Source organism: Cellulosimicrobium sp. 4261 (genome assembly GCF_040546915.1).
GTDB lineage: Bacteria > Actinomycetota > Actinomycetes > Actinomycetales > Cellulomonadaceae > Cellulosimicrobium > Cellulosimicrobium cinnabarinum.
The window spans coordinates 144,096-165,770 of the sequence record NZ_JBEPOQ010000005.1 but is presented as its reverse complement, the minus strand read 5'-3'; the positions used below and the strand labels follow the sequence as shown (position 1 = coordinate 165,770).

General features: G+C 75.3%; 24 protein-coding genes and 1 tRNA gene. 6 read left to right on the top strand and 19 right to left on the bottom strand.

Features of this window, described 5'->3' with window-relative positions:
• Nucleotides 1-20 precede the first annotated feature (20 nt).
• Entirely contained in the window at nucleotides 21-923 is a 903-nt protein-coding gene (locus ABIE39_RS08770; RefSeq protein WP_175008322.1) for an ATP-binding cassette domain-containing protein, read from the bottom strand.
• Between the two features lie 161 nt (nucleotides 924-1,084).
• Here ABIE39_RS08770 and ABIE39_RS08765 point away from each other — a divergent pair, with 161 nt between their 5' ends.
• Both ABIE39_RS08765 and ABIE39_RS08760 read left to right on the top strand, forming a co-directional pair.
• Complete coding sequence (locus ABIE39_RS08765; RefSeq protein WP_175008321.1) at nucleotides 1,085-2,317, top strand: histidine kinase; 1,233 nt, start codon at nucleotides 1,085-1,087, stop codon at nucleotides 2,315-2,317.
• The gene (locus tag ABIE39_RS08760) at nucleotides 2,314-2,916 is read left to right on the top strand and encodes a response regulator (protein ID WP_175008320.1); all 603 of its coding nucleotides are present in this window, start codon (nucleotides 2,314-2,316) and stop codon (nucleotides 2,914-2,916) included. The genes ABIE39_RS08765 and ABIE39_RS08760 overlap by 4 nt, the downstream gene beginning before the upstream one ends.
• Here ABIE39_RS08760 and ABIE39_RS08755 read toward each other — a convergent pair.
• Together ABIE39_RS08755 and ABIE39_RS08750 are read right to left on the bottom strand one after the other, a co-directional pair.
• Nucleotides 2,913-4,151 (bottom strand): MFS transporter, encoded by a 1,239-nt coding sequence (locus tag ABIE39_RS08755; protein ID WP_354051372.1) that lies wholly within the window; start codon nucleotides 4,149-4,151, stop codon nucleotides 2,913-2,915. The two genes, ABIE39_RS08760 and ABIE39_RS08755, sit on opposite strands and share 4 nt — an antisense overlap.
• Nucleotides 4,148-5,134, bottom strand: coding sequence for a LysR family transcriptional regulator (locus tag ABIE39_RS08750; protein ID WP_354051370.1), 987 nt, complete (start codon nucleotides 5,132-5,134; stop codon nucleotides 4,148-4,150). The genes ABIE39_RS08755 and ABIE39_RS08750 overlap by 4 nt, the downstream gene beginning before the upstream one ends.
• A gap of 165 nt (nucleotides 5,135-5,299) precedes the next feature.
• Here ABIE39_RS08750 and ABIE39_RS08745 point away from each other — a divergent pair, with 165 nt between their 5' ends.
• A complete protein-coding gene (locus ABIE39_RS08745; RefSeq protein WP_354051368.1) occupies nucleotides 5,300-6,232 on the top strand; it encodes an aldo/keto reductase in 933 nt (310 codons plus the stop codon).
• A gap of 91 nt (nucleotides 6,233-6,323) precedes the next feature.
• Nucleotides 6,324-6,773 (top strand): ScoMcrA-related endonuclease, encoded by a 450-nt coding sequence (locus ABIE39_RS08740; protein ID WP_034651120.1) that lies wholly within the window; start codon nucleotides 6,324-6,326, stop codon nucleotides 6,771-6,773.
• A gap of 96 nt (nucleotides 6,774-6,869) precedes the next feature.
• On the opposite strand, the gene ABIE39_RS08735 is transcribed toward ABIE39_RS08740, so the two are convergent.
• Nucleotides 6,870-7,715, bottom strand: a complete 846-nt coding sequence (locus ABIE39_RS08735; RefSeq protein WP_175008315.1) for an aldo/keto reductase — start codon at nucleotides 7,713-7,715, stop codon at nucleotides 6,870-6,872.
• A gap of 171 nt (nucleotides 7,716-7,886) precedes the next feature.
• On the opposite strand from ABIE39_RS08735, the gene ABIE39_RS08730 reads away from it, so the two are divergent.
• The gene (locus ABIE39_RS08730; RefSeq protein WP_175008314.1) at nucleotides 7,887-8,855 is read left to right on the top strand and encodes a VldE C-terminal domain-containing protein; all 969 of its coding nucleotides are present in this window, start codon (nucleotides 7,887-7,889) and stop codon (nucleotides 8,853-8,855) included.
• 63 nt (nucleotides 8,856-8,918) lie between these two features.
• On the opposite strand, the gene ABIE39_RS08725 is transcribed toward ABIE39_RS08730, so the two are convergent.
• The 13 genes from ABIE39_RS08725 to ABIE39_RS08665 form a co-directional block, all read right to left on the bottom strand.
• Nucleotides 8,919-9,488, bottom strand: a complete 570-nt coding sequence (locus ABIE39_RS08725) for a dihydrofolate reductase family protein (protein WP_209829744.1) — start codon at nucleotides 9,486-9,488, stop codon at nucleotides 8,919-8,921.
• 193 nt (nucleotides 9,489-9,681) lie between these two features.
• Nucleotides 9,682-9,754 (bottom strand) — tRNA-Ala (locus ABIE39_RS08720).
• Between the two features lie 68 nt (nucleotides 9,755-9,822).
• A complete protein-coding gene (locus ABIE39_RS08715; RefSeq protein WP_175008312.1) occupies nucleotides 9,823-10,503 on the bottom strand; it encodes a histidine phosphatase family protein in 681 nt (226 codons plus the stop codon).
• Nucleotides 10,500-10,946, bottom strand: a complete 447-nt coding sequence (rsfS, locus tag ABIE39_RS08710; protein ID WP_021482244.1) for a ribosome silencing factor — start codon at nucleotides 10,944-10,946, stop codon at nucleotides 10,500-10,502. The genes ABIE39_RS08715 and rsfS overlap by 4 nt, the downstream gene beginning before the upstream one ends.
• A gap of 25 nt (nucleotides 10,947-10,971) precedes the next feature.
• Complete coding sequence (locus ABIE39_RS08705; RefSeq protein WP_354051364.1) at nucleotides 10,972-12,012, bottom strand: hypothetical protein; 1,041 nt, start codon at nucleotides 12,010-12,012, stop codon at nucleotides 10,972-10,974.
• Nucleotides 12,005-12,610, bottom strand: a complete 606-nt coding sequence (nadD, locus tag ABIE39_RS08700; RefSeq protein WP_175008310.1) for a nicotinate-nucleotide adenylyltransferase — start codon at nucleotides 12,608-12,610, stop codon at nucleotides 12,005-12,007. Before nadD ends, ABIE39_RS08705 begins: the two co-directional genes overlap by 8 nt.
• A gap of 43 nt (nucleotides 12,611-12,653) precedes the next feature.
• Nucleotides 12,654-12,809: a hypothetical protein gene (locus ABIE39_RS08695; RefSeq protein WP_186810379.1), complete on the bottom strand. Its 156-nt coding sequence runs from the start codon at nucleotides 12,807-12,809 to the stop codon at nucleotides 12,654-12,656.
• A 190-nt stretch (nucleotides 12,810-12,999) separates the two neighbouring features.
• The gene (locus tag ABIE39_RS08690; RefSeq protein WP_354051362.1) at nucleotides 13,000-14,352 is read right to left on the bottom strand and encodes a glutamate-5-semialdehyde dehydrogenase; all 1,353 of its coding nucleotides are present in this window, start codon (nucleotides 14,350-14,352) and stop codon (nucleotides 13,000-13,002) included.
• 53 nt (nucleotides 14,353-14,405) lie between these two features.
• Nucleotides 14,406-15,533, bottom strand: a complete 1,128-nt coding sequence (proB, locus tag ABIE39_RS08685; protein WP_354051526.1) for a glutamate 5-kinase — start codon at nucleotides 15,531-15,533, stop codon at nucleotides 14,406-14,408.
• A gap of 178 nt (nucleotides 15,534-15,711) precedes the next feature.
• Nucleotides 15,712-17,232: a GTPase ObgE gene (gene obgE / locus ABIE39_RS08680; RefSeq protein WP_175008308.1), complete on the bottom strand. Its 1,521-nt coding sequence runs from the start codon at nucleotides 17,230-17,232 to the stop codon at nucleotides 15,712-15,714.
• Nucleotides 17,233-17,373: 141 nt separating this feature from the next.
• A complete protein-coding gene (gene rpmA / locus ABIE39_RS08675) occupies nucleotides 17,374-17,631 on the bottom strand; it encodes a 50S ribosomal protein L27 (RefSeq protein WP_021482383.1) in 258 nt (85 codons plus the stop codon).
• A gap of 86 nt (nucleotides 17,632-17,717) precedes the next feature.
• A complete protein-coding gene (rplU, locus tag ABIE39_RS08670; RefSeq protein ID WP_198285668.1) occupies nucleotides 17,718-18,026 on the bottom strand; it encodes a 50S ribosomal protein L21 in 309 nt (102 codons plus the stop codon).
• Nucleotides 18,027-18,302: 276 nt separating this feature from the next.
• On the bottom strand, nucleotides 18,303-18,509 hold the full coding sequence (locus tag ABIE39_RS08665; protein ID WP_354051360.1) for a dodecin family protein: 207 nt from the start codon (nucleotides 18,507-18,509) through the stop codon (nucleotides 18,303-18,305).
• A gap of 168 nt (nucleotides 18,510-18,677) precedes the next feature.
• Between ABIE39_RS08665 and ABIE39_RS08660 the strand changes: the two genes are divergently transcribed.
• Nucleotides 18,678-19,310: a protein-L-isoaspartate O-methyltransferase family protein gene (locus ABIE39_RS08660; protein WP_209829740.1), complete on the top strand. Its 633-nt coding sequence runs from the start codon at nucleotides 18,678-18,680 to the stop codon at nucleotides 19,308-19,310.
• On the opposite strand, the gene ABIE39_RS08655 is transcribed toward ABIE39_RS08660, so the two are convergent.
• Nucleotides 19,253-19,990, bottom strand: a complete 738-nt coding sequence (locus tag ABIE39_RS08655; protein ID WP_209829739.1) for a thymidine kinase — start codon at nucleotides 19,988-19,990, stop codon at nucleotides 19,253-19,255. The genes ABIE39_RS08660 and ABIE39_RS08655 overlap by 58 nt on opposite strands.
• 20 nt (nucleotides 19,991-20,010) lie before the next feature.
• Complete coding sequence (locus tag ABIE39_RS08650; RefSeq protein ID WP_354051358.1) at nucleotides 20,011-21,513, bottom strand: 5'-nucleotidase; 1,503 nt, start codon at nucleotides 21,511-21,513, stop codon at nucleotides 20,011-20,013.
• Nucleotides 21,514-21,675 lie beyond the last annotated feature (162 nt).

Here is a 21,675-nt window from a genome sequence, read left to right as displayed (position 1 = left end):
CGGGTTCGGGGGGCGCGCCGTCAGGAGGACGACGACGCCGGGTCGGAGGTGACGGCGCGGAACACGTCGTCGAGACGGGTCGGTGCGGCGGACAGCCCGTGCAGCTCGACGCCGCCCGCGTCCGCCCAGTCGAGGAGCTGCTTGAGGTCGCGCTGGAGCTCGAACGTCTCGATCGCCCACGACCGGTCCGCCAGGGGCGCCGCCTGCCGGGGTGGCGTCGGCGCGTCGGCCGGCAGCGAGAACCGGATGGAGGCGGGCAGGGTGCGCGTGAGCTCGTCGACCGTCCCCTCGTGTCGCAGCCGGCCGCGGTGCATGAGACCGACCCGGTCGGCGCGCTGCTGCGCCTCCTCCAGGTAGTGGGTCGTCAGGACGACAGTCGCGCCGTCGTCGCGCAGCTCCTGCACCGCGGCCCAGAGCGCGTCGCGCGACGCGATGTCGAGACCGGTCGTGGGCTCGTCGAGGAACAGCAACTCGGGGCGGCCGTAGACGGCGGTCGCGAAGTCGAGCCGTCGCTTCTCCCCGCCGGACAGCTGCGCGACGCGCGTCCGCGCCGCGCGGCGCAGGTCGACGAGCCCGAGGACACGGTCGACCGTGTCGGAGCGGCCGGAGAGCCGACCGACCAGCGCGACGGTCTCGGTGACGGTGAGGTCCGGGGAGAACCCGCTCTCCTGGAGCATGATCCCGGTGCGGGGACGCACGGCACGACGGTCGGTGGGGCTGGACCCCAGCACGCGCACGGAGCCCGACGACGCCGCGCGGTGCCCCTCGACGACCTCGAGGGTCGAGGTCTTGCCGGCGCCGTTCGTGCCGAGCAGCGCGTAGAGCTCGCCGGGCTCGACCTGGAACGAGAGGTGCGTGACGGCGTCGACGTCGCCGTAGCGCACGCCGAGGTCGTCCACGTCGATGACGGGGTGGGAGGTCATGCGTCCATCACACCCACGCGGGCGGCGCGCGCCCAGTGCCGTGCCGTCAGGTCCGGACCGTGACGTACTGCCCCCTCGGGCATGACACGGTGTCACTGGCCGAGGCCCCGGCACCGCCCGGATACTGGGAGCCAGACCCAGCCTCGACCTGCGAGCCGCCCATGGACGACCTGCCCGCGCCGCGCGCGCCCTCCACGGCGCGCCCCGCGCCCGGTCCGGCCCGTCCGACGGGACCGCTGCCGCCGGCCACGCCCCGACCCGCACTGCGCGGCACGCCGCACCGGTTCCGCCGCCTCAACCTCGTCACCCTGCTGCCCGTCCTCGTCGTCGTCGGCGTGCTGCTCGTGGCTCGGCAGGCGCAGACGTGGGAGCAGGCGCTCGTCCTGGCGCTGGGGGTCGTGGCGGTGGTCGTCGCGTTCGAGCGGTGGACGGCGGGCGACCTGGGTCGCGTCGCGGTGCCGTGCCTCGCCGTCGCCGCCGTCGTCTGGCCGTACGGGGTGCTCGTCGTGGGCGGCGAGGTGCAGGCGGCGTACTACGCCGTCGCCGTGGTGGGCTGCCTCGTGGTCCCCGAGCTGCCCCGGCACCGGGCCGGGGCCGCCGTCGGCCTCGTCGTGTACGTGGCGGGCGTCGGTGCCTGGGGGCTGCTCGCGGCGGGCTCGGTGACGACCGACGGGCTGGTGTCCCTCGTCATCGTCCCGACGGGTCTCACGGTGGTGGTCGTGGCCCTGCGGTTCCCCAACAAGGGCTTCTACGACCTCGTGCGCGAGCTCGAGGAGGCGCGCGAGCGCGAGGCGGAGCTCGCCGTCGTCCGCGAGCGCATGCGGTTCGCGAGCGACCTGCACGACATCCAGGGCCACACCCTCCACGTGGTGAAGCTCAAGATCGCGCTCGCGCGCCGCCTCGTCGGGACGGACCCGGCGCGGGCGGAGGAAGAGCTGCGCGAGACGTACGCGCTCGTCGGCGACACGATCGCCCAGGCGCGCGACCTCGCCTACGGGCAGCGCCGGCTCAACCTCTCCGCCGAGCTCGAGAACGCCCGCCGGCTGTTCGAGGCGGCCGGGATCCAGGTCCGCGTCGACCGGGGCGCGGACGTCCGCGACGAGGCGGACGACCTCGTGAGCCAGGTGTTGCGCGAGACGACGACCAACGTGCTGCGGCACGCGCGCGCGACCCTCGTGCACGTCGCGCTCAACGAGCGCGGCATCACGATCGTCAACGACGGCGTGCCGACGGACGACCCGCCGACCCTGCGGGGCCTGTCGACGCTCGCGCGGCGTGTCGCGGGCGCGGGCGGTGTCCTCACCGCAGAGGTGGCGGACGGCAGGTTCCGCACGGCCGCGACGTTCTCGCCATCGGACCGAGGCGGGCTGCCAGGTCCCGGAGGTGCGTCGTGACGACCGTCGTGCTGGCCGACGACGAGGCCCTGCTGCGCCGCGCGCTCGCCGCGCTGCTCCCCCTCGAGGGCGACGTGACGGTGCTCGCGGAGGCGGTCGACGGCGCGGACGCCGTGCGCGCTACGCTCGCCCACCGCCCGGACGTGCTGGTCGTCGACCTGGAGATGCCCGGCGTCGACGGCCTGGCCGCCGTCGCAGAGGTCCGCCGCTCGCTGCCCGACCAGGTCGTGCTCATGCTCACGCGCCACGCGCGCCCGGGCGTGCTGCGCAAGGCGCTGCGGCTCGGTGTGCAGGGGTTCGTCAGCAAGTCGGCGGACCCGACGCACATCGCCGAGGTCGTCGCGGCGCTGCACGCGGGTCGGCGCTGGGTCGACCAGGACGTGTCGACCGCCGCGCTCATCGACGACGTGCCCCTGACGGACCGCGAGCTCGACGTGCTCCGCGTGACGCGGGACGGCTACTCCGTGGCGGAGATCGCCACCCGCCTGCACCTCGCGCCCGGCACGGTCCGCAACTACCTCTCGAGCGCGATGCAGAAGACGCAGACGCGCACGCGGCACGAGGCGGCCCGCTACGCCCGCGAGCACGACTGGATCTAGCGACGTCGGACGAGGTTCGCGAGCGGCGAGTGGCGCGGCACCCACCGCGCGAGCGCGGCCGCGGAGCCCGCGCCGAGCGCCGCCGTCGCCCAGACGCCCGCGGCGAGCGACCCCAGCGCCGCACCGGCCGACAGCACGAGCGGGCCGAGGGCGTCGCCGGTGTCCTGGAACAGGCGCCACACGCTGAGGAAGGTCGGGCGCACGTCCGCGGGCGCGACGTCGGCGCCGAGCGTCATGACGATGCCCGAGCCCATGCCGTTCCCGACCCCGAGCACCGCCGCGACGACCGCGAGCGCGGGGGCGGTGTGCGCGAGCGGCAGCACCGCGAGACCGACGGCCATCGTGAGCATGGACGGCACGGCGACCCACAGGCGCCCGAACCGGTCCATGACCTTGCCCGCCGGGTAGAAGAGCAGCATGTCGAGCGCACCGGAGACGCCGAAGATCAGCGACGTCACCTCGGCGTCCAGCCCCAGGTGCTCGCCCCACAGGGGGATGACGGTCTGCCGGGCCCCACGGACCGCGCTCACGAGGAGGATCGCCACGCCGAGCGTCGCGAACAGGTGGCGGTGGTCGCGCGCCACGCGGACGATGCCGACGCGCGGCACGGCCCGCGCGCCGCGCAGTCGCGCACGCCCGGGCCGGGCTTCTGCGGGGTCCGGCCGCACGACGGCGAGCACCACCACCGCGGTGAGCGCGGCGCCCGTCCCGAGCCAGTAGGCGCCGCGCACGTCGGTCGCGGCGATGACCGCCGCGCCCGCGAACGGGCCGAGGAACAGCCCGATGCGGTGCACGCCCGCGAGCGTGGACAGCACGCGCGCCCGGCGCAGCGGGGGCGTGATCTCCGTGAGGTACGCCTGGCGGGCGAGGTTGAAGACGGCGGTCGACGCGCCCAGCGCGAGGACCCCTGCCGCGAGGCCCCCCAGGCTGGGCGTGAGAGCGATCGTCGCGAAGGCGACCGCCGCGACGCCACCGGCGAGCAGCATGGCCGTGCGGTCGCCGAGGCGCTGGGCGAGCGCCCCGGCGGGCAGGTCGAAGAGGATCTTGCCGATCGGCACGAGCGCGGCCACGAGGCCGGCGACCGTGAGGCTCGCGCCCCGGCCCGTGGCCGTGACCGCGACGACCGGCAGCATGGCCCCCACACCGATCTCGAGGACGAGCGTGGGCAGGAAGGCGCCGAGGACGACGCTGCGCAGCGGGAAGAGTGGTGCGTCGGTGCCCGCGGGGGCGGTCACCGGGCCTCCGCCACGGCCTCGACGGCAGGGCTCGGCGCCTCGACGGCAGGGTTCGGCACCTCGACGCTCTCGCGCGACGCGGCGGTGTCGGCCCGGGCGACCTCGACGCCGCGGCACGCGGGGGCGTCCGCGAGAAGCTCCAGGAGCTGGGGCGCGGCCGAGGCGCAGCGGTCCCAGCCTCCCGTGACGACGGAGACGACCCAGCTCGGCGCGCCACCCTCGGGCAGCGCGAGCGTCACGAGCCGCTCGGCCTGCGGCTTGCCCGCGACGTGGCGGGGCACGAGCGCGATGCCGAGCCCGCGGTCGACGAGCTCGAGGAGCGTGTGCACGTCGTTGACCGAGCACCGCACACGCCGGTGGACGCCGTGCGCGGCGCACGTCGCGTCGTTGACCGGCCGTGCGCCCCACGAGGGGTCGAAGTCGACGAACTCCTGGCCCGCCAGGTCGGACCACTCGACCCGGCCCTTCCCGGCGAGCGGGTGCTCGGGTGCGCACACGAGCACGAGCGGCTCGCTGCCCAGGACCGTCTGGGACAGCGGCCCAAGGTGCTCGGTGGTCGCGACGAACGCGACGTCGAGGTCACCGTCCCGCACGCGCGCGAGGAGGTCGTGGGAGCCCGCCTGCGCGAAGTGGATCTCCACCTGCGGGTACCGGCGGTGGAAGCGCTCGAGCAGGGCGGTGACGTCGAGGACACCGAGGCACTGCTCCGAGCCGACGCGCAGCGAGCCGGACAGCGCGTGCGTCGCCCGCACGACCGCGTCGCGAGCGGCGGCCGCCTGCGCGAGCATGGAACGGGCGTGCGGCAGCAGCGCGAGACCGGCCTCGGTGGGCTCGACGCGCCGCGTCGTCCGCGTGAACAGGCTCGCGCCGAGCTCCTCCTCGAGGCTGCGGACCGCGGCGGAGAGCCCTGACTGCGAGACACCGACGAGCTGGGCGGCCCGCGTGAACTGACGCTCGTCCGCGAGCGCGACGAGGTACTCCATCTGCCGAAGATCCATTGACCACTCACAGTTCTCTATATGACAACTACTAGTTGTTGGACTTCTAGGTTATCGCTTCCTAGGCTCGAGCAGCCCTGACCGGCCCTCCGGACCACCCGGCACGCCGCTCCCGGGCAGGACCGCCTACCCCGCGAAGGAGCTCCACCGATGAAGACCTTCACCCTGACCGGCACCGACCTCGTGGTGCCGAACGTCGCGCTCGGCCTCATGCGCATCCAGGAGAAGACCGACGACGAGATCCGCGCCCTGGTGCGCACCGCGCGTGACGCCGGCATCACGTTCCTCGACCACGCCGACGTCTACGGCTCCGACCTCCACGGCTGCGAGCGCCGCTTCGCCGAGGCGCTCGACCTCTCCCCCGCCGAGCGCGCGGAGTGGGTCATCCAGTCCAAGGCCGGCATCGTCCCGGAGGGCCCGTACTTCGACTTCTCGTACGAGCACCTCGTCGCGTCCGTCGAGGGCTCGCTCGAGGCCCTGCGCACCGACTACCTCGACATCCTGCTGCTGCACCGCCCCGACGCCCTCGTCGAGCCCGAGGAGGTCGCGCGCGCGTTCTCCGACCTGCACGCCACGGGCAAGGTGCGAGCGTTCGGGGTCTCGAACCACACGCCGGGGCAGATCGAGCTGCTGCGCCGGTACGTCGAGCAGCCGATCGTCGCGAACCAGCTCCAGCTCTCCGTCACGCACGCTCCGCTCGTCGCGCAGGGCGTCGCGGCGAACATGCAGGCCCTCGACCAGTCGGTCAGCCGTGACGTCGGGACGCTCGACTACTGCCGCCTGCACGACATCACCGTCCAGGCGTGGTCGCCGTTCCAGGCGGGGTTCTTCACGGGCGTGTTCCTGGGCTCGGACGAGTACCCCGAGCTCAACGCCGTGATCGACCGGCTCGCCGCCCGGTACGACGTGCCGCCGATCGCGATCGCGACCGCGTGGATCACGCGCCACCCGGCACGGATGCAGGTCGTGCTCGGCACGACGAGCCCCGACCGGGTCGCCGGCGCCGCGCTCGGTTCGGAGGTCCCGCTCACGCGCGCCGAGTGGTACGAGATGTTCCGCGCCGCGGGGTACACCGTGCCCTGATCCACGGGCACCCAGTGCCCGGCGCGAGCGCGTGCGGAAGGTCACGCGCCCGTCGTCCGAGGGGTACCGCGGGGCGGTCTAGGCTCGTGCCGTGGCAACCTTCTCGGCAGTGACCCGGCAGCACATCCTCCAGGCCCTCGCGGACTGGGACGACCGGGGCCGGGACGCGTTCCTCGGGGTCTACGGGTTCACCGCGTCCCCCGGCACCCCGCTCGTCCACGAGGACCGCGTCTACGACGCGCAGGCGATCCTCGGCGTCGCCCACCGGTACGCGACCGGCCGTGTCGCGACGGCCGAGGAGTTCCGCAGCAGCCCCGTCGGCGTCGCGGACCTGCTGCGCAAGCGCGGGTTCGACGTGCCCGGTGCCGCCCCCGCGGCGGCGCCCGCACCCGCGCGTCGGGCCACAGCGAAGGCCGCGCCCGCGACGCGCACGCCGCGCCGCACGACGGCCCGCTCCGCGGAGCCGGAGAAGCCGCCGGCCGTGTGCCCCACGTGCTTCACGGTGCTGCCCGCGACGGGCATCTGCGACGAGTGCGGCTGAGCCGACCTTCCACCTGCGCACGACGAGGGGCGCCGTCCGACCGGACGGCGCCCCTCGTCGTGCGTGCTGCCTCGCGGGAGTCCGCAGGCGACCGGGTCAGTTGACCTCGGACGGGTGGGCGCTCACGCGGCCCGAGCCGTCGCCCGTGTCGAGGGCGTCGATCGCGGCGACCTCGTCGGCGGTGAGCTCGAACCCGAAGAGGTCGAAGTTCTCCGCCATGCGCTCCTTGCGCGACGACTTCGGGAAGACGATGAAGCCGCGCTGCAGGTGCCAGCGCAGCACCGCCTGGGCGGGCGTCACGCCGTGGGCGGCCGCGGCGTCGACGACGGCCTGCTTCTCGAAGAGCGGGTACTTGCCCTGCCCGAGCGGGCCCCACGCCTCGATCTTCATGCCGTTCGCGTCGGCCCACGCGAGCACGTCGCGCTGCTGGTAGGCCGGGTGCAGCTCGATCTGGTCGACGGCGGGGACGACGCCCGTGGCCGCGACGATCCGGTCGAGGTGCTCGGGCAGGTGATTGGAGACGCCGATCGAGCGCGCGAGGCCCGCGTCGCGGATCTCGACGAGCTTCGCCCACGCGTTCGTGTACTGGTCCTGCTCGGGCGCGGGCCAGTGCGTGAGGTACAGGTCGACGTGGTCGAGGCCGAGCTTGTCGAGGCTCTCGCGGATCGCGTCGTGCGGCTGCTCGCCCGCCTGGCGGTCGTTCCAGAGCTTCGTGGTGACGAAGAGCTCGTCGCGGGGAATCCCGCTCTTCGCGATGGCGGCGCCGACGCCCTCCTCGTTGCGGTAGATCGCGGCGGTGTCGATGTGTCGGTAGCCGACCTCGAGGGCCTCGCTCACGGCCTTCTCGGCCTCGTCCGGCGGCACGAGGAAGACGCCGAAGCCGAGCTGCGGGATGGAGTGACCGGAGTTGAGCGTCACGGTCGGTACAGAGGGAACGGTCATGCTTCCAGCGTAGGAACCCGCTCCGGACGCGTCCAACGACTGCGGCGCATACGACTCAGCGCTGCCGCTCATGAGTCGAACGTGTGCGCTGCGCCGAATGTCCGACTGGACTTCTCAGATCACGGTTTGGTTACATTGGCGCGTCCTACCCACGAAGAACCGGAGCGCACCATGTCCCGAGGCCGCCACAGCGCAGCCCCCGCCACCGCGCGCTCCTTCCGGCTCCCGGCGCTGCCGACGCTGCCGGTCCGGTCGCTCAAGCTCCCCGCGCTGGCGCTCGTCACGCTGCTGGGCGCGGGCGCCGTGGGCGCGGGCCCCCAGCCCGCCGAGGGTAACCCCGACCTCGCTCCGCTGAGCGTCGAGCCCACCGCCGGGGCGAGCGTCGAGCGTGGCACGGGAGCCGCCAGCCGCTCGTCCGAGCGCGTCGCGCCCCCCACGGCGCCCCAGGAGCCGCCGGTCGTCGAGACCGCGGCCGAGATCGCCGTCGTGCCGGCCGCGCAGGCCGCCCCGACGCCGCCGCCCCTGCCGCCCGTCACCGGCCAGCTCTGGACCACCGAGGCCGTCAACGTGCGCTCCGCACCGTCCGCGGACGCCGAGCGCGTCGCGACGACCGAGTTCGCCGCTGCGGTCGACGTCACGGGCGTCACCGAGGGCGACTGGAGCCAGGTCGTGTGGGACGGCGCGGCTGCCTGGATCAAGTCGAGCTTCCTCGCGCAGTCCCAGCCCGAGGCGCCCCAGGTCGCCGCCGCGGCGGCGAGCGGGTCGAGTGCCGGGGGCGTCTCGGACGCCGCGTGCTCGGTCAGCACCGGGATCGAGTCGTCGCTGCGCGCCAACGCGCGCGCCGTCTACCGCTCCGTGTGCGCGAACTTCCCCCAGGTCACCACGTTCGGCGGCATCCGCCCCGGCGACGACGGCGACCACGGCACGGGCCGCGCCGTGGACATCATGATCAGCGGCGAGACGGGGTGGGACATCGCGCGCTACCTGCAGGCCAACGCAGGCTCGCTCGGCATCACGTACCTCATCTACCAGCAGAAGATCTGGATGGCCGGCGACCCGGCGAGCGCGTGGTCCGGCATGGAGGACCGCGGCGGCGCGACCGCCAACCACTTCGACCACGTGCACGTCAGCACGTCGTAGTCCCCGCTCTCCCGCACGCACGCCCGGCCGGCACCTGCCGCGCCGGGCGTCGGCGTCCTCCGGTCAGGTCGTGGCCGGCACGGGCCGGTACCGCACCGCGACGGCGCCCGAGCGCAGCTCCTGCCGGTCCACCAGCTCGAGCGTGACGTGCTCGCGCAACCCCGACAGCAGCGTCGGCCCGTGCCCCGCCAGGACCGGCTGCACGAGGAACGCGTACTCGTCGACGAGCCCGAGGTTCGCGAGCGCGAGCGGCAGCGTCACGCCACCGACGAACAGCGGGCCGCCCGGCTGCTCCTTGAGCCGCCGCACCGCGTCCCCCAGGTCGCCCTCGACGAGCTCGGCGTTCCAGTCGACCTCGCGCAGCGTGCTCGACACCACGTGCTTCCTCGCCCCGTCGATCGCCTCGGCGAACGGGACGTCCCGCTCCCCCATCCAGTCCGGCCACGCGCCCGACGCCGGACGACGCCACGCCGCCTCCATCATCTGGTACGTGACCCGCCCGAACAGCAGCGCGTCCGCGCGCTCCGTCTCCTCGGTCCAGAACCGCATCGACTCCTCGTCGGGCGGCAGGCCCGCCTCGTGGTGGCAGCAGCCGTCGAGCGTGACGTTGATCGCGTAGCGCAGTGGCCTCATCGCGTGCCCCTCCCCCAGGTACCCGCGCGACGGGCGGAGCGCCGTCGCACCGCACCAGCGTGGCAGGCGCGGGAGGCCGCGCCAAGACCCGCGCCCCGCCTGCACGCGCGCGGGGCGGCACGCAGGGCGCAGAAAAGCCGGACGGGAGCTCGCCCATCTCTCGATGGTGCGTGCTCCCGTCCGGCTCTACGGGTGGAGCTGAGGGGACTCGAACCCCTGACCCCCTGCATGCCATGCAGGTGCGCTACCAGCTGCGCCACAGCCCCGTGGATCCGTGAAGATCCAGGTCATGCACTCCTCCGGGCGGTTTCCCGTCCTGCGGAGCGTCGCTAGTCTACGCAGAAACCGGCTCCAGATTCCAATCCGGCCCCGCGTTCCACTCGTCGAGCGGGAACCCCGCCCCGACGTTGTGCGCCACGAGGCGCCACGCGGGCGTCGCGGCGGGCGCCGAGCGGTGCAGGTGGGACCAGTGGACGTTGTGCAGCCCGGAGATCCCGCGCCAGCCCTCCGGGTCGAGGCCGAGCAGCGCGGTGACCGCGAGCGTGATCGCGGCGCCGTGCGAGACGACGACGAGCGTGTCGTCCCGCTCGAGCGACTCGACGTGCTCGGTGACGGACGCGACGAGGCGCGCCGCGACGTCGGCCTTGGACTCCGCGCCCGCGCGTGCGGGCTCCTCGCCCTGGCGCCACGCCGCGTACTCCTCGGGCCAGCGCTCCGCGATCTCCGGCCCCGTGAGGCCCTCCCACTCCCCGAAGCCGCGCTCGCGCAGCCGGGGGTCGTACGCGACGTCCGCGCCGATCGCGGCCGCGTAGGCGCGCGCGGTGTCGGCGGCGCGCACGAGGTCGGACGCGACGACGCGCGTCGCGCGGTGCGCGCTCGCGAGGGCCTTCGCGCCCTGCTCCGCCTGCCACTGCCCGACGGCGTCGAGTGGGATGTCGACCTGCCCCTGCAGGCGCATCGACGCGTTGTACGCGGTGCGACCGTGGCGCAGGAGGACGAGGGTGCCGGCGCTCACGCCAGGGGCTCCCCCGAGAGGCGGATGGCGCCGTCGCCGCGCGTGGTGTCGTCGGTGTCGTCGGCCGTGCCGTCGCCGCCGCGCGCGTCCTCCGGCAGCTCGACGACCGGGCAGTCCTTCCACAGGCGCTCGAGCGCGTAGTACACGCGGTCCTCGGCGTGCTGCACGTGCACGACGACGTCCCCGAAGTCGAGCAGGACCCAGCGGGCCTCCTGCTTGCCCTCGCGGCGGATCGGCTTGGACCCGGCCTTGTGCATGGCCTCCTCGACGGCGTCGACGATCGCCGAGACCTGGCGCTCGCTCGACCCGGAGGCGATGAGGAACACGTCCGTGAGGACGAGCTGCTCGCTCACGTCGAGCGCGATGATCTCCTCGGCCTTGCGGTCGGACGCCGCCCGGGCGGCGATGACGGCGAGCTCGAGGGCTCGGTCGGTGGCGGTCACGTGTCTCCGTTCGTGGTGCGGCCGCTCAGCGGCCGGTGTCGAGGGTGCCGGGGTCGTCCCACGTCCGCACGGCGGCGGCCGAGGCGCTCGCGTCCTCCACGGCCAGGCCCGGGTCGTCGCGGGACACGAGCGTCCAGACGAGCAGGCCGAGGACGAACGCGACGGCGACGAGGATCAGGTAGTGCAGCCACGTGTACGACGGGCCCCGCCGCTCGTCCTCGAGGTCGTCGTCGTCCGACTCCTCGGGCTCGGCGGCACGACCGCGCACGCGGGGGAAGAGCTCGTCCGACCCGCCGGCGGGAGCGGGTGCGGTCTCGCGTACGCCGCCGAAGGGCGACGTCTGCGGCGCCGCGCTCGCGGGCTCGGGCGCCGAGCCGGCCGTGATCGCCGACCACGGCAGGGCCGCGCCGGCCGCCTCGGCGGGCGGCGCGGGAGCGGGGGTCCGCTCGGGAGCGGGCGCAGGCGTGCCTCCCCACGGGGAGGGTGCCGGCGCCGGCGCGGGCGTTCCCGGCGGGGCCGGGCTGGTCGGCGGGGCCGAGAACGCCGACAGGCGCGGCGGCTGCGTCGGCTCGGGGCGCGCGGCACCCGCGCCGAGGCCGCCGACGGGCGCGGACGGCGTCGCGGGACGCACGGGCCCGGGGGCGCCGGGCACCGACGGGCGCGGGGCCCCGGCGGGCGGGCGGGAGGACGTGCGCGTCGGCACGACCGGCGTCGGGGCCGGGGGGCGGATCGCGACGCGCTCGGCGGTCTCCTGGACCGGCGTGAGGCGCCCGGTCTCGTCCAGGCCGCGCATGCCGCCCGAGGCGGCCGGTGGCCGCACGACGGAGGGCTGCGGCGGGTGGTCGGCGGGGCCGGTCGTCTCGCGCAGGGTGCGGCGCGACGGCGGCGGGCCGGACGGCGCCGCGGGGCGCGCCGGCTGCTGCCAGCCGCCCGCACCGGGTGCCGGGGCCGGCGGGGGCGGGGCGCCCTGCCCGGACCGCTCGGCGGCCGCCGCCTGCTCGCGCTCGCGCATCTCGCGCCGTGTGAGCGGGCGGACGGGCTGCATGTTGCTGCCGTTGTCACTCATCGTGCTGACCTCGATACAAACCGTGCTTGGCGATGTACTGGACCACGCCGTCCGGAACCAGGTACCACACCGGCTGTCCGGCCTCCGCGCGCCGACGGCAGTCCGTCGACGAGATCGCGAGGGCGGGGACCTCGAGCGTCGTGACCACGCCCGGAGGCAGGCCCTCGACGCTCAGCTGGTGACCCGGGCGGGAGACAGCCACGAAGTGTGCCATCTTCCACAGCTCGTCGGCATCCTTCCAGGTGAGGATCTGCTCGACGGCGTCCGCACCCGTGATGAAGAACAGCTCGGCGTCCGGTCGCGCGGCCCGCAGGTCGCGCAGCGTGTCGACCGTGTAGGTCAGCCCGGGGCGGTCCACGTCCACACGGCTCACCGTGAACCGCGGGTTCGACGCGGTCGCGATGACGGTCATGAGGTAGCGGTGCTCCGCCGGGCTGACGGTCTGGTGCTGCTTGAACGACGGCTTGCCCGTGGGCACGAACACGACCTCGTCGAGGTCGAACCGCGCCGCGGCCTCGCTCGCGGCGACGAGGTGGCCGTGGTGGATGGGGTCGAACGTGCCACCCATCACCCCCAGGCGGGGCCGGCGCGGGATCATCGACGCGTCATCGGTCGTGGGCGCTTCCGTCGTCCGGGGCGGGTCAGTGCCGCGTGCCGACGCTGCGGAACGCGTAGGTCACGAGCAGCAGGGCCACGAGCCCGCTGAACCCGAGCAGCCCGTAGGCGAGCGGCGGGATGGGCAGGTGCGACGCGGCCTCGGCGCCTTCCTCGGCGGCCAGCACGACGGCAGAGATCACGACGTCCTCCTCGAAGGTCGTCCCCGGGCCGGACGGGCACGTGCCGCAGGCCGGGGTGGTGCGATGGAACGGTACGCCCGCCGGGACCGGCCCGACGGCGGACCGGACGGGCGCCGGTCGCCGACCAGTCTCTCACGACCGTCCGGGGACCTCGTCCGGCGGGTATCAGGTACCCGCCGGCGGCCGTGCGTCAGGGGCGGACGTGGCCGTCCCCGTGCACGACCCACTTCGTCGTCGTGAGCTCCGCGAGGCCCATGGGGCCGCGCGCGTGGAGCTTCTGGGTCGAGATGCCGATCTCCGCCCCGAGGCCGAACTGGCCGCCGTCGGTGAAGCGGGTCGAGGCGTTGACCATGATGGCGGCGGAGTCGAGCTCCGCGACGAAGCGCTCCGACGCCGCCAGGTCGCGCGTGACGATGGCCTCGGTGTGCCCCGACGTCCACGTGCGCACGTGCTCGATCGCGGCGTCGAGGTCGTCGACCACGCGCACGGCGATCTCCGGCGCGAGGTACTCGGTCGCCCAGTCCTCGTCGGTCGCGGGGAGCACGTCGGTCCCCGCGGGCGCGAGGCCGGCCGTGCGGTCGTCGCCGTGCACGACGACGCCCGCCTCGGTGAGCGCGGCGAGCGCGGCGGGCAGGAACTCGGGCGCGGCGTCCGCGTGCACGAGGAGCGTCTCCGCGGCGTTGCAGACGCCGACGCGCTGCGTCTTGGCGTTGAGGAGGATCTCGAGCGCCGTGGCCCGGTCCGCGCTCGCGTCGACGTACACGTGGACGTTGCCGACCCCGGTCTCGATGACGGGGACGGTCGACTCGCGCACGACGGTACGGATGAGGTCCGCCCCGCCGCGCGGGACGAGCACGTCGACGAGCCCGCGCGCGTGCATGAGCGCGACGGCGCCCGGGCGCCCGTGCCGGTCGATCGACTGCACGAGGTCGCCGGGGAGCCCCTGCGCCTCGAGCGCGCGGGCCAGCACGCCGACGATCACCTCGTTGGAGCTCGCCGCCGCGGACCCGCCGCGCAGGATCACCGCGTTCCCGCTCTTGAGCGCGAGGCCCGCGGCGTCCACCGTCACGTTGGGGCGCGCCTCGTAGATCATCCCGACGACGCCCATGGGCACGCGCAGCTGACGCAGGCGCAGGCCGTTCGGGAGCGTCGAGCCGCGCACGACCTCTCCCACCGGGTCCGGCAGGCCCGCGAGCGCGCGCAGCGCGTCGGCGATCGCGGCGACGCGCGGCGCGTCGAGCGCGAGCCGGTCGAGCAGACCCTCGCTCATGCCGTGCGCGCGCTCGCGCTCCAGGTCGACGGCGTTCGCGGCCACGATCTCGTCCGTCGCCGCGACGAGCGCGTCGGCGAGCGCGAGGAGCGCGGCGTCCTTCGTCGCGCGGGTCGCCGTCGCGAGCGTGCGCGACGCGACCTTGGCACGGCGCGCGACGTCCTCGACGGCCGCCGCGACGTCGGTCGGAGCGTCGGTCGCGGCTGCGGCGGGACCGGCGATCCCGGGCTCGGCGGCGCCCGCGACGACGGGCGCGTCCTCGGTGGTGGTCATGGTCCGAGCCTACGTCGGCGGCCGTCGCGCCGGGAGCGCCGTCCGGCCCGCGGTCAGCGCGCGCGCCGCCGCACGAGGACGAGGTCGTCGCGGTGCACGACCTCGCGGTCGTAGCCCTCGCCGAGCTCGGCCCGCAGCTCGGTGGTCGACCGGCCGAGGAGGTCCGGGATGTCGCGCGACTCGAACGCGACCAGGCCCCGGGCGACCACGCGCCCGTCGGACGCGACGAGCTCGACCGGGTCGCCGGCGTCGAACTCGCCCTCGACCGCGGTGATCCCCGCGGGCAGCAGCGAGGCGCGCCCGCCCTGCACGGCCCGCACCGCGCCGTCGTCGAGCACGAGGCGGCCGCGCGTGCGGGCGGCGTGCGCGAGCCAGAGCCGACGGCGCGTCGTCCGCCTGCCCGTCGCGGCGAACCAGGTCCCGACCGGCTCGCCGGCGAGCGCGGCGGCGACGTGCTGCGCCTGGGTGAGCACCACGGGGATGCCCGTGCCGGTCGCGATGGAGACCGACTCGAGCTTGGTGAGCATGCCGCCCGTGCCGACCGCGCTCCCCCGTCCCGTCACCTCGACGCCCTCGATGTCGGCCGGCGAGCGCACCTCGGCGATCCTCCGCGCACCCGGGCGCGACGGCGGGCCGTCGTACAGGCCGTCGACGTCCGTGAGCAGGACCATGGCGTCGGCCCGCACGAGGTGGGAGACGAGCGCGGCGAGCCGGTCGTTGTCGCCGAAGCGGATCTCGTCGGTCGCGACGGCGTCGTTCTCGTTGACGACGGGCACGACGCCGAGGTCGAGCAGGCGCTCGAGCGAGCGCTGGGCGTTGCGGTAGTGCCCGCGACGCACCGTGTCCTCCGCGGTGAGGAGCACCTGCCCGACGCGCAGCCCGTGCGCTGCGAACGCCTCGGCGTACCGGGCGACGAGCATGCCCTGCCCGACCGACGCCGCGGCCTGCGCCGTCGCGAGGTCGCGCGGTCGGGTCGCGAGGCCGAGGGGGCCGATCCCGGCGGCGATGGCGCCGGACGTGACCAGCACGACCTGGCCGCCGGCCGCGCGTCGGGCCGCGAGGACGTCGACGAGCGCCCGCAGGGCGGCGAGGTCGAGGTGGCCGTCGGCGCCCGTGAGCGACGACGAGCCGATCTTCACGACCACGCGGCGGGCGGAGGCGATCTCGGAGCGGGAGGACAGCGCGTTCACGCGCCCATCATCGCCGCCGGAGGGCCGCCGCCGCGCACGATTTCACGGACCAGGACGCCTGCGCCCGCGACCGGCCCGCTCCCGGGCCGCGCCGACGGGGCCCGGGGCGCGGGCGAGGGCCCGGTCCCCCGCGGGGAACCGGGCCCTCGGCAGCGCGGACGACGCCGGGTCAGTCGGACTCGGGGTCCGTCCAGGTGCCCGCCTGGCGCTCGGTCCACAGCTCGCGCCGCGCCTCCGCCTTGGCGTCCATGCGCTCGTGGTGCTCGCGCCGCTTCTCCGACCGGGTCGGGCGCAGGCTCTCGTCGAGGCGGTTGTCGGAGCCGCGGGGGCCGCCGAGCAGCTCGGAGCCCGTCATGAGCGTCGGCTCCCAGTCGAAGACGACCGCGTTGACGTCGCTGCCGATGCGCACCTCGTCGCCCGCGACGGCGCCCGCCTCGAACAGCTTGTCCTCCACGCCCAGGCGGGCGAGGCGGTCCGCGAGGTAGCCCACGGCCTCGTCGTTGGAGAAGTCCGTCTGACGGACCCAGCGCTCCGGCTTGGCGCCGCGCACCTCGAACCAGTAGTCGGTCGCCCCGCCCTTGCGCTTGACCGTGAACCCGGCCTCGTCGACCGCGCGCGGCCGCAGCACGACGCGCGTGGGCTCGGGGGCGGGCGCCTCGGCACGCGCCTTCTCCACGAGCTCGGCGAGCGCGTACGTCAGCGGGCGCAGGCCCTCGTGGCTCGCGGTCGAGATCTCGAACACGCGCAGGCCGCGCGCCTCGAGGTCGGGCTTGACGAGCTCGGCCAGGTCGCGCGCCTCGGGGACGTCGATCTTGTTGAGGACGACGAGGCGCGGACGCTCGGTGAGCGGCACGCGCCCGCCCTCGATCTCGAGGTCCTGCGCGTAGGCGGCGAGCTCCGCCTCGATGACGTCGAGGTCGCTGATCGGGTCCCGGCCGGGCTCGAGCGTCGCGCAGTCGAGCACGTGCACGATCACCGCGGTGCGCTCGATGTGGCGCAGGAACTCCAGGCCGAGGCCCTTGCCCTCGCTCGCGCCCGGGATGAGGCCGGGGACGTCCGCGACGGTGAAGCGCGCCGAGCCGGCCTGCACGACCCCCAGGTTGGGCACGAGAGTCGTGAACGGGTAGTCGGCGATCTTGGGGCGCGCGGCCGAGATGGCGGCGACGAGCGAGGACTTCCCCGCGCTCGGGTACCCGACGAGCGCGACGTCCGCGATGGTCTTCAGCTCGAGGACGACGTCCCGCTCCTCGCCCGGCTCGCCGAGCAGGGCGAAGCCCGGCGCCTTGCGGCGCGGGGACGAGAGCGCCGCGTTGCCGAGACCGCCGCGGCCGCCCTCGGCCACGACGTACTCGGCGCCCTCGCCGACGAGGTCGGCGAGCACCGTGCCGTCGGGCGACTTGACGACCGTGCCGTCCGGGACGCGCAGGACGAGGTCCTCGCCGTTGGCGCCGTCGCGGTCGTCGCCCATGCCCTGGGTGCCCGACGTCGCGTGCCGGTGCGGCGAGTGGTGGTACTCGAGCAGCGTCGTGGTCTGCGCGTCGACGACGAGCCGGACGGTGCCGCCGTCACCACCGTTGCCGCCGTCGGGGCCGGCGAGCGGCTTGAACTTCTCGCGCCGGACCGAGGCGCACCCGTTCCCCCCGTCGCCGCCGGAGACGTGCAGGACGACACGGTCGACGAAGCTGGCCATGGAGGGATCCTCTCAGAGGTGGGTCGTGCGGTGCCGCGGTCGCGGCGGGTGGTGCGGCCCGCGGGGGCGGGCGCCGGAAACGGCAGGAGGGGCGCACCGCGTCGGTGCGCCCCTCCTGCTCGAAGCCTCTGTGGCTGTCGCTCAGCCCTCGGCGGAGACGATGTCGACGACCTTGCGGCCGCGACGGGTGCCGAACTGGACCGCGCCGGCGGCCAGGGCGAACAGCGTGTCGTCCTTGCCGCGGCCGACGTTCTCACCGGGGTGGAAGTGGGTGCCGCGCTGGCGGACGATGATCTCGCCCGACTTGACGACCTGCCCGCCGAAGCGCTTCACGCCGAGGCGCTGGGCGTTCGAGTCGCGACCGTTGCGCGAGGAGCTCGCGCCCTTCTTGTGTGCCATGACGAACCTGCTTTCGTGCTGGTCTGCTGAGGGAGGGTGCCGTCGGCGCGGCGCGGCCCGGGGCCGCTAGCTCGCGCCGGGCGAGATCACTTGATGCCGGTGACCTTGAGGCGGGTCAGCTGCTGACGGTGACCCTGGCGGCGGCGGTAACCGGTCTTGTTCTTGTACCGCAGGATCGTGATCTTCGGACCCTTCTCGTCCCGCACGACCTCGGCGGTGACCTTGACCTTCGCGAGCTTCGCCGCGTCGGTGGTCACCTTCTCCCCGTCCACCAGCAGGAGAGCGGGCAGCTCGAGGGACTCACCGGCCTTGGCGGACACCCGGTCCACCACGACGATGTCGCCGACGGAAACCTTCTCCTGCCGGCCACCGGCCTTGACGATCGCGTACACCACGTTGCTGCTCATCTCTCCTAGTCTTGGCGTGCTCGTCACGGCGAGTTCGTCTTGGAGACTCCGACCACGCCGCGGCGTGCGAGTGCGAGTCGTCCGTGGGCACACGGGACCGGCGCGCCTGGGCGCGCCGACGTCCAAGATTACGGACCGCAGGGCGTCCTGGTCAAATGGCGCCCACGGGTCCCGGCGCGGGCGACCGCTCCGGGGCCCGTACCAGGCGTCGCGCCGAGGACCGCGGACGGCGGCGCCTCCGCGCGACGAGGCCGTCGGCCGACCCTACTCGAGGACGAACGTGACCTCCAGCACGACCTGCCAGGCCGTGATGCGGCCGTCGGCCACGTCCACCTTCTGCTCCTTGACCCACGCGCCCGAGACGTTGCGCAGCGTGCTCGCGGTGCGCTCGACGCCGATCCGCACGGCGTCCTCGAAGCTCGTGTCCGACCGCGCGCTGATGTGCGTGATCCGTGCCACCGTTCCGCTCATGCCGGCTCCCCGGTCCAGGGCGGGCGCACCGGCGCGCCCGCGCACCCGTCGAGCATCCCGCCGTCCGCGCGGCCGCGCCACCGGGACGCCTCCCGCTCCGGACCCGGCCCGGCCCACCCGGGCGCGCGGGTCCGCCGTCGTGCCTACGCTGGCGGTGGAGGTGGTCGCATGCACCCCGCGGTCCCGCCCGACGACGCGCGCCCGGACGACGCCGTCGCTGCGGCGATGCGCGCGGTGGACCGCCGCGGCTTCCTCCCCCGCGCGCAACGGCGCTGGGCCGCGCAGGACCGACCGCTCGCCATCGGCCACGGCCAGACCAGCTCGCAGCCGTCGACGGTGCAGGCGATGCTGCGCCTGCTCGACGTCGTCCCCGGTGCCCGGGTGCTCGACGTCGGCGCCGGGTCGGGCTGGACGACGGCGCTGCTCGCGCGGCTCGTCGGACCGACCGGGCACGTGCTGGGCGTCGAGCGCCACGCCGACCTCGCCGCGTGGGGCGCGGCGAACCTCGCCGCCGTGCGCGCGCCGTGGGCGCGCCTCGTCCTGGCGACGCCCGGCGTCCTCGGCACGCCGGGCGAGCAGTACGACCGGGTGCTCGTGTCCGCCGCCGCCGACGCCCTCCCCCGCGCCCTCGTCGACCAGCTCGTGCCCGGCGGGCGCATGGTCGTCCCGGTGCGGCACACGATGCTCGTCGTCGTGCGCGACCCCGACGCCCCGGACGGGGCGCGGGTGAGCGAGCACGGCTCCTACTCGTTCGTCCCGCTCGTCGAGGACACGCCGGGGCCCGGGTCGCCGCCGCTCTGAGGGCGCCACGGCGCGGCCGGGAGGTGCACCCGGCAGCGCGCCTCGTAGCTCTCCGCGCCGCCCACGTGCTCCGCGACAGGCGCGAGAGGGTCACCCGGCCCGCGGCCGTCGGGATCCGGCTCCCGGACGACGCGCACGTGGAACGCGGCGTCCTCGCCGCACACCGCGCACACCGCCGTGAGCTTGTCGACGCGCTCGGCGAGCGCCGCGAGCGTGGGCAGGGGCTCGAACGGTCGCGCGTCGAACGTGACGTCGAGCCCCGCGACGACCACGACGAGCCCGCCGTCGGCGAGCCGCTGGACGACGTCGACGAGCCCCGGCCCGAAGAAGTGCGCCTCGTCGACGGCGACGAGGTCGAGCGCCCCGGCGCCGCGGACGATCCGCTCGAGGTCGGGCGCGTCGCGCGCCGTGCGCGAGGGGATCGCGAGGCCCGAGTGCGAGCTCACGGTCCCGGTGCCGCGCCGCGTGTCGAGGACGTGCCCGACCACCTCGACGCGGCGCCCGGCGACCTCGGCGCGCCGGACACGGCGCAGGAGCTCCTCCGTCTTGCCGGCGAACATCGGGCCGCACACGACCTCGACGCGCCCGCCGGGGCGGGCCGTCGGGGCCCGCCCGTCACCGGGACCGGATGCGGTGTCCGTGACGGTCCCGGGGCCGACCGGGCGTGCCGCGTCGCTCATGCGAGCAGTGAACCACCGGCTCAGTGGTGGCGCGCGCCACCGTTCGACGACGGCCGGACCGGCAGCGGCTTCGGCTCGCCGGCCGGGCCGAGGACGGAGACACGGTCCGGGGCGCCGGGCCGCGCGTCCCGGCGGCTGAGGAGCGTCGTGCCGGACGGGGCGGGAGTACCCGCGTCGGCCGGGGCGTCTGCCCGCTCGCCGGCGGACGCCTCCGGGGCGGCGCCGCCGTCGTCGGCCCGGGCGACCGGCGCCCCCTGCTCCCCCTCCGGCACGGGCTCGGGCGCGGGCTCGACCGTCGGCGAACCCGCCGCGATCCCGGCGAGCCCGGGCCCGCCGATCCCCGGGACGGACCGGACGAGCGGGAGCTCGCGCGTCCCGGTGCCCGACGGGCGACCGGCCTGCTCGGGCCGCTCCTCGGCCGGCTCGCTCGGCTTCTCCCCGGCCGGGCCGCGGCCCGGCCGCTCGTCGTCCGCGTCGCGCTCCGCCGACGCACCGGGCGCGGGCGGGGTGGCCGCCTCGCGGCGACCGGGCGCGGGCGGCGCGACGTCGGCCGCGCGCGTCGGCCGCGCGTCGAGGGCCGGGTCGGTCGGCAGCACGCCGCGGTTCAGCTCGCCGTACGGCACGTGGACCGACGGCGCGACCCGGCGCGCCGCCTCGACCACGGCGCGCTGGTCGTCGAAGAAGATGTGCGGCCGCAGCACCTCGAGCACGCCGCCCTTGTCCACGCCCCCGAGGAAGAACGCGTCGTCGACCGTCACGCCCCACGAGGAGAGCGTCGCGACCGCGCGCTCGTGCGCCGGGGCCGAGCGGGCCGTGACGAGCGAGACGTGCACGCGCGGCCGGTACGACGGGTCGGCTGCGTGCCGCTCCCGCTCGACGACCTGCACCCGGTGGATGCCGACGAGGAGCTCGCGCAGCGGACCCCGGCCGAGCGGCACGTCGGCGTTGAGCGCCTCGTGCTCGCGGAACGACGCGAGCCCGCCGTCCTGGTAGCGGCGCTCCGAGGAGTCGTCGGCGAGGACGCCGTCGAAGTCGAACGCGATGCGCAGCTCGTCACCCTCCTCGTCCGCGAAGGTCGGGTCGAGCACGTACCCCGCGGGCAGGCCCAGGTCGACGGCGTCGCGCACGGAGCGCTCGTCGGCCGAGAGGAAGAGGTCCACGTGCAGGGGACGGATGAACTCGTGCGGGCTGCGCCCCTGGCGGAACACGGCGCGCGTGATGTCGAGGTCGTGGTGCCGCACGGAGCGCATGACGCGCAGGCCGGTCTCCGGGGAGTTGCGCGACATGACGATGACCTCGACGAGCGGGTCGTCGGCGGAGGGCGCGAGGTCGTTGAGCGCGAGCAGGCGGCGCACGAACCCGAAGGCGACGCCGGGGGCCAGCGCGTCGTCGCGGTGGCGCTCCTGGAAGTCGCGGTACGCCGCCTCCCCCTGCGTGCGGAACACGCGGTCGGACTCGGTGAGGTCGAACAGTGCGGACGAGGCGACGCCGACGACGAGGCGGCCCGAGAGGTCGTAACCCATGCGCGCATGATGCCAGGTGCGGGTGACGTGCACGAAGACGGCCCGGGACGGGCGCCGGGAGGGAGCGTTCCGCCCCGCTCCCCCCGGGAGAGGGTGCGGCAGGACCAGCCGGGGAGACGCCGCAGGGGCGGGGGTCCGCAGACCCCCGCCCCTGCCGCACCG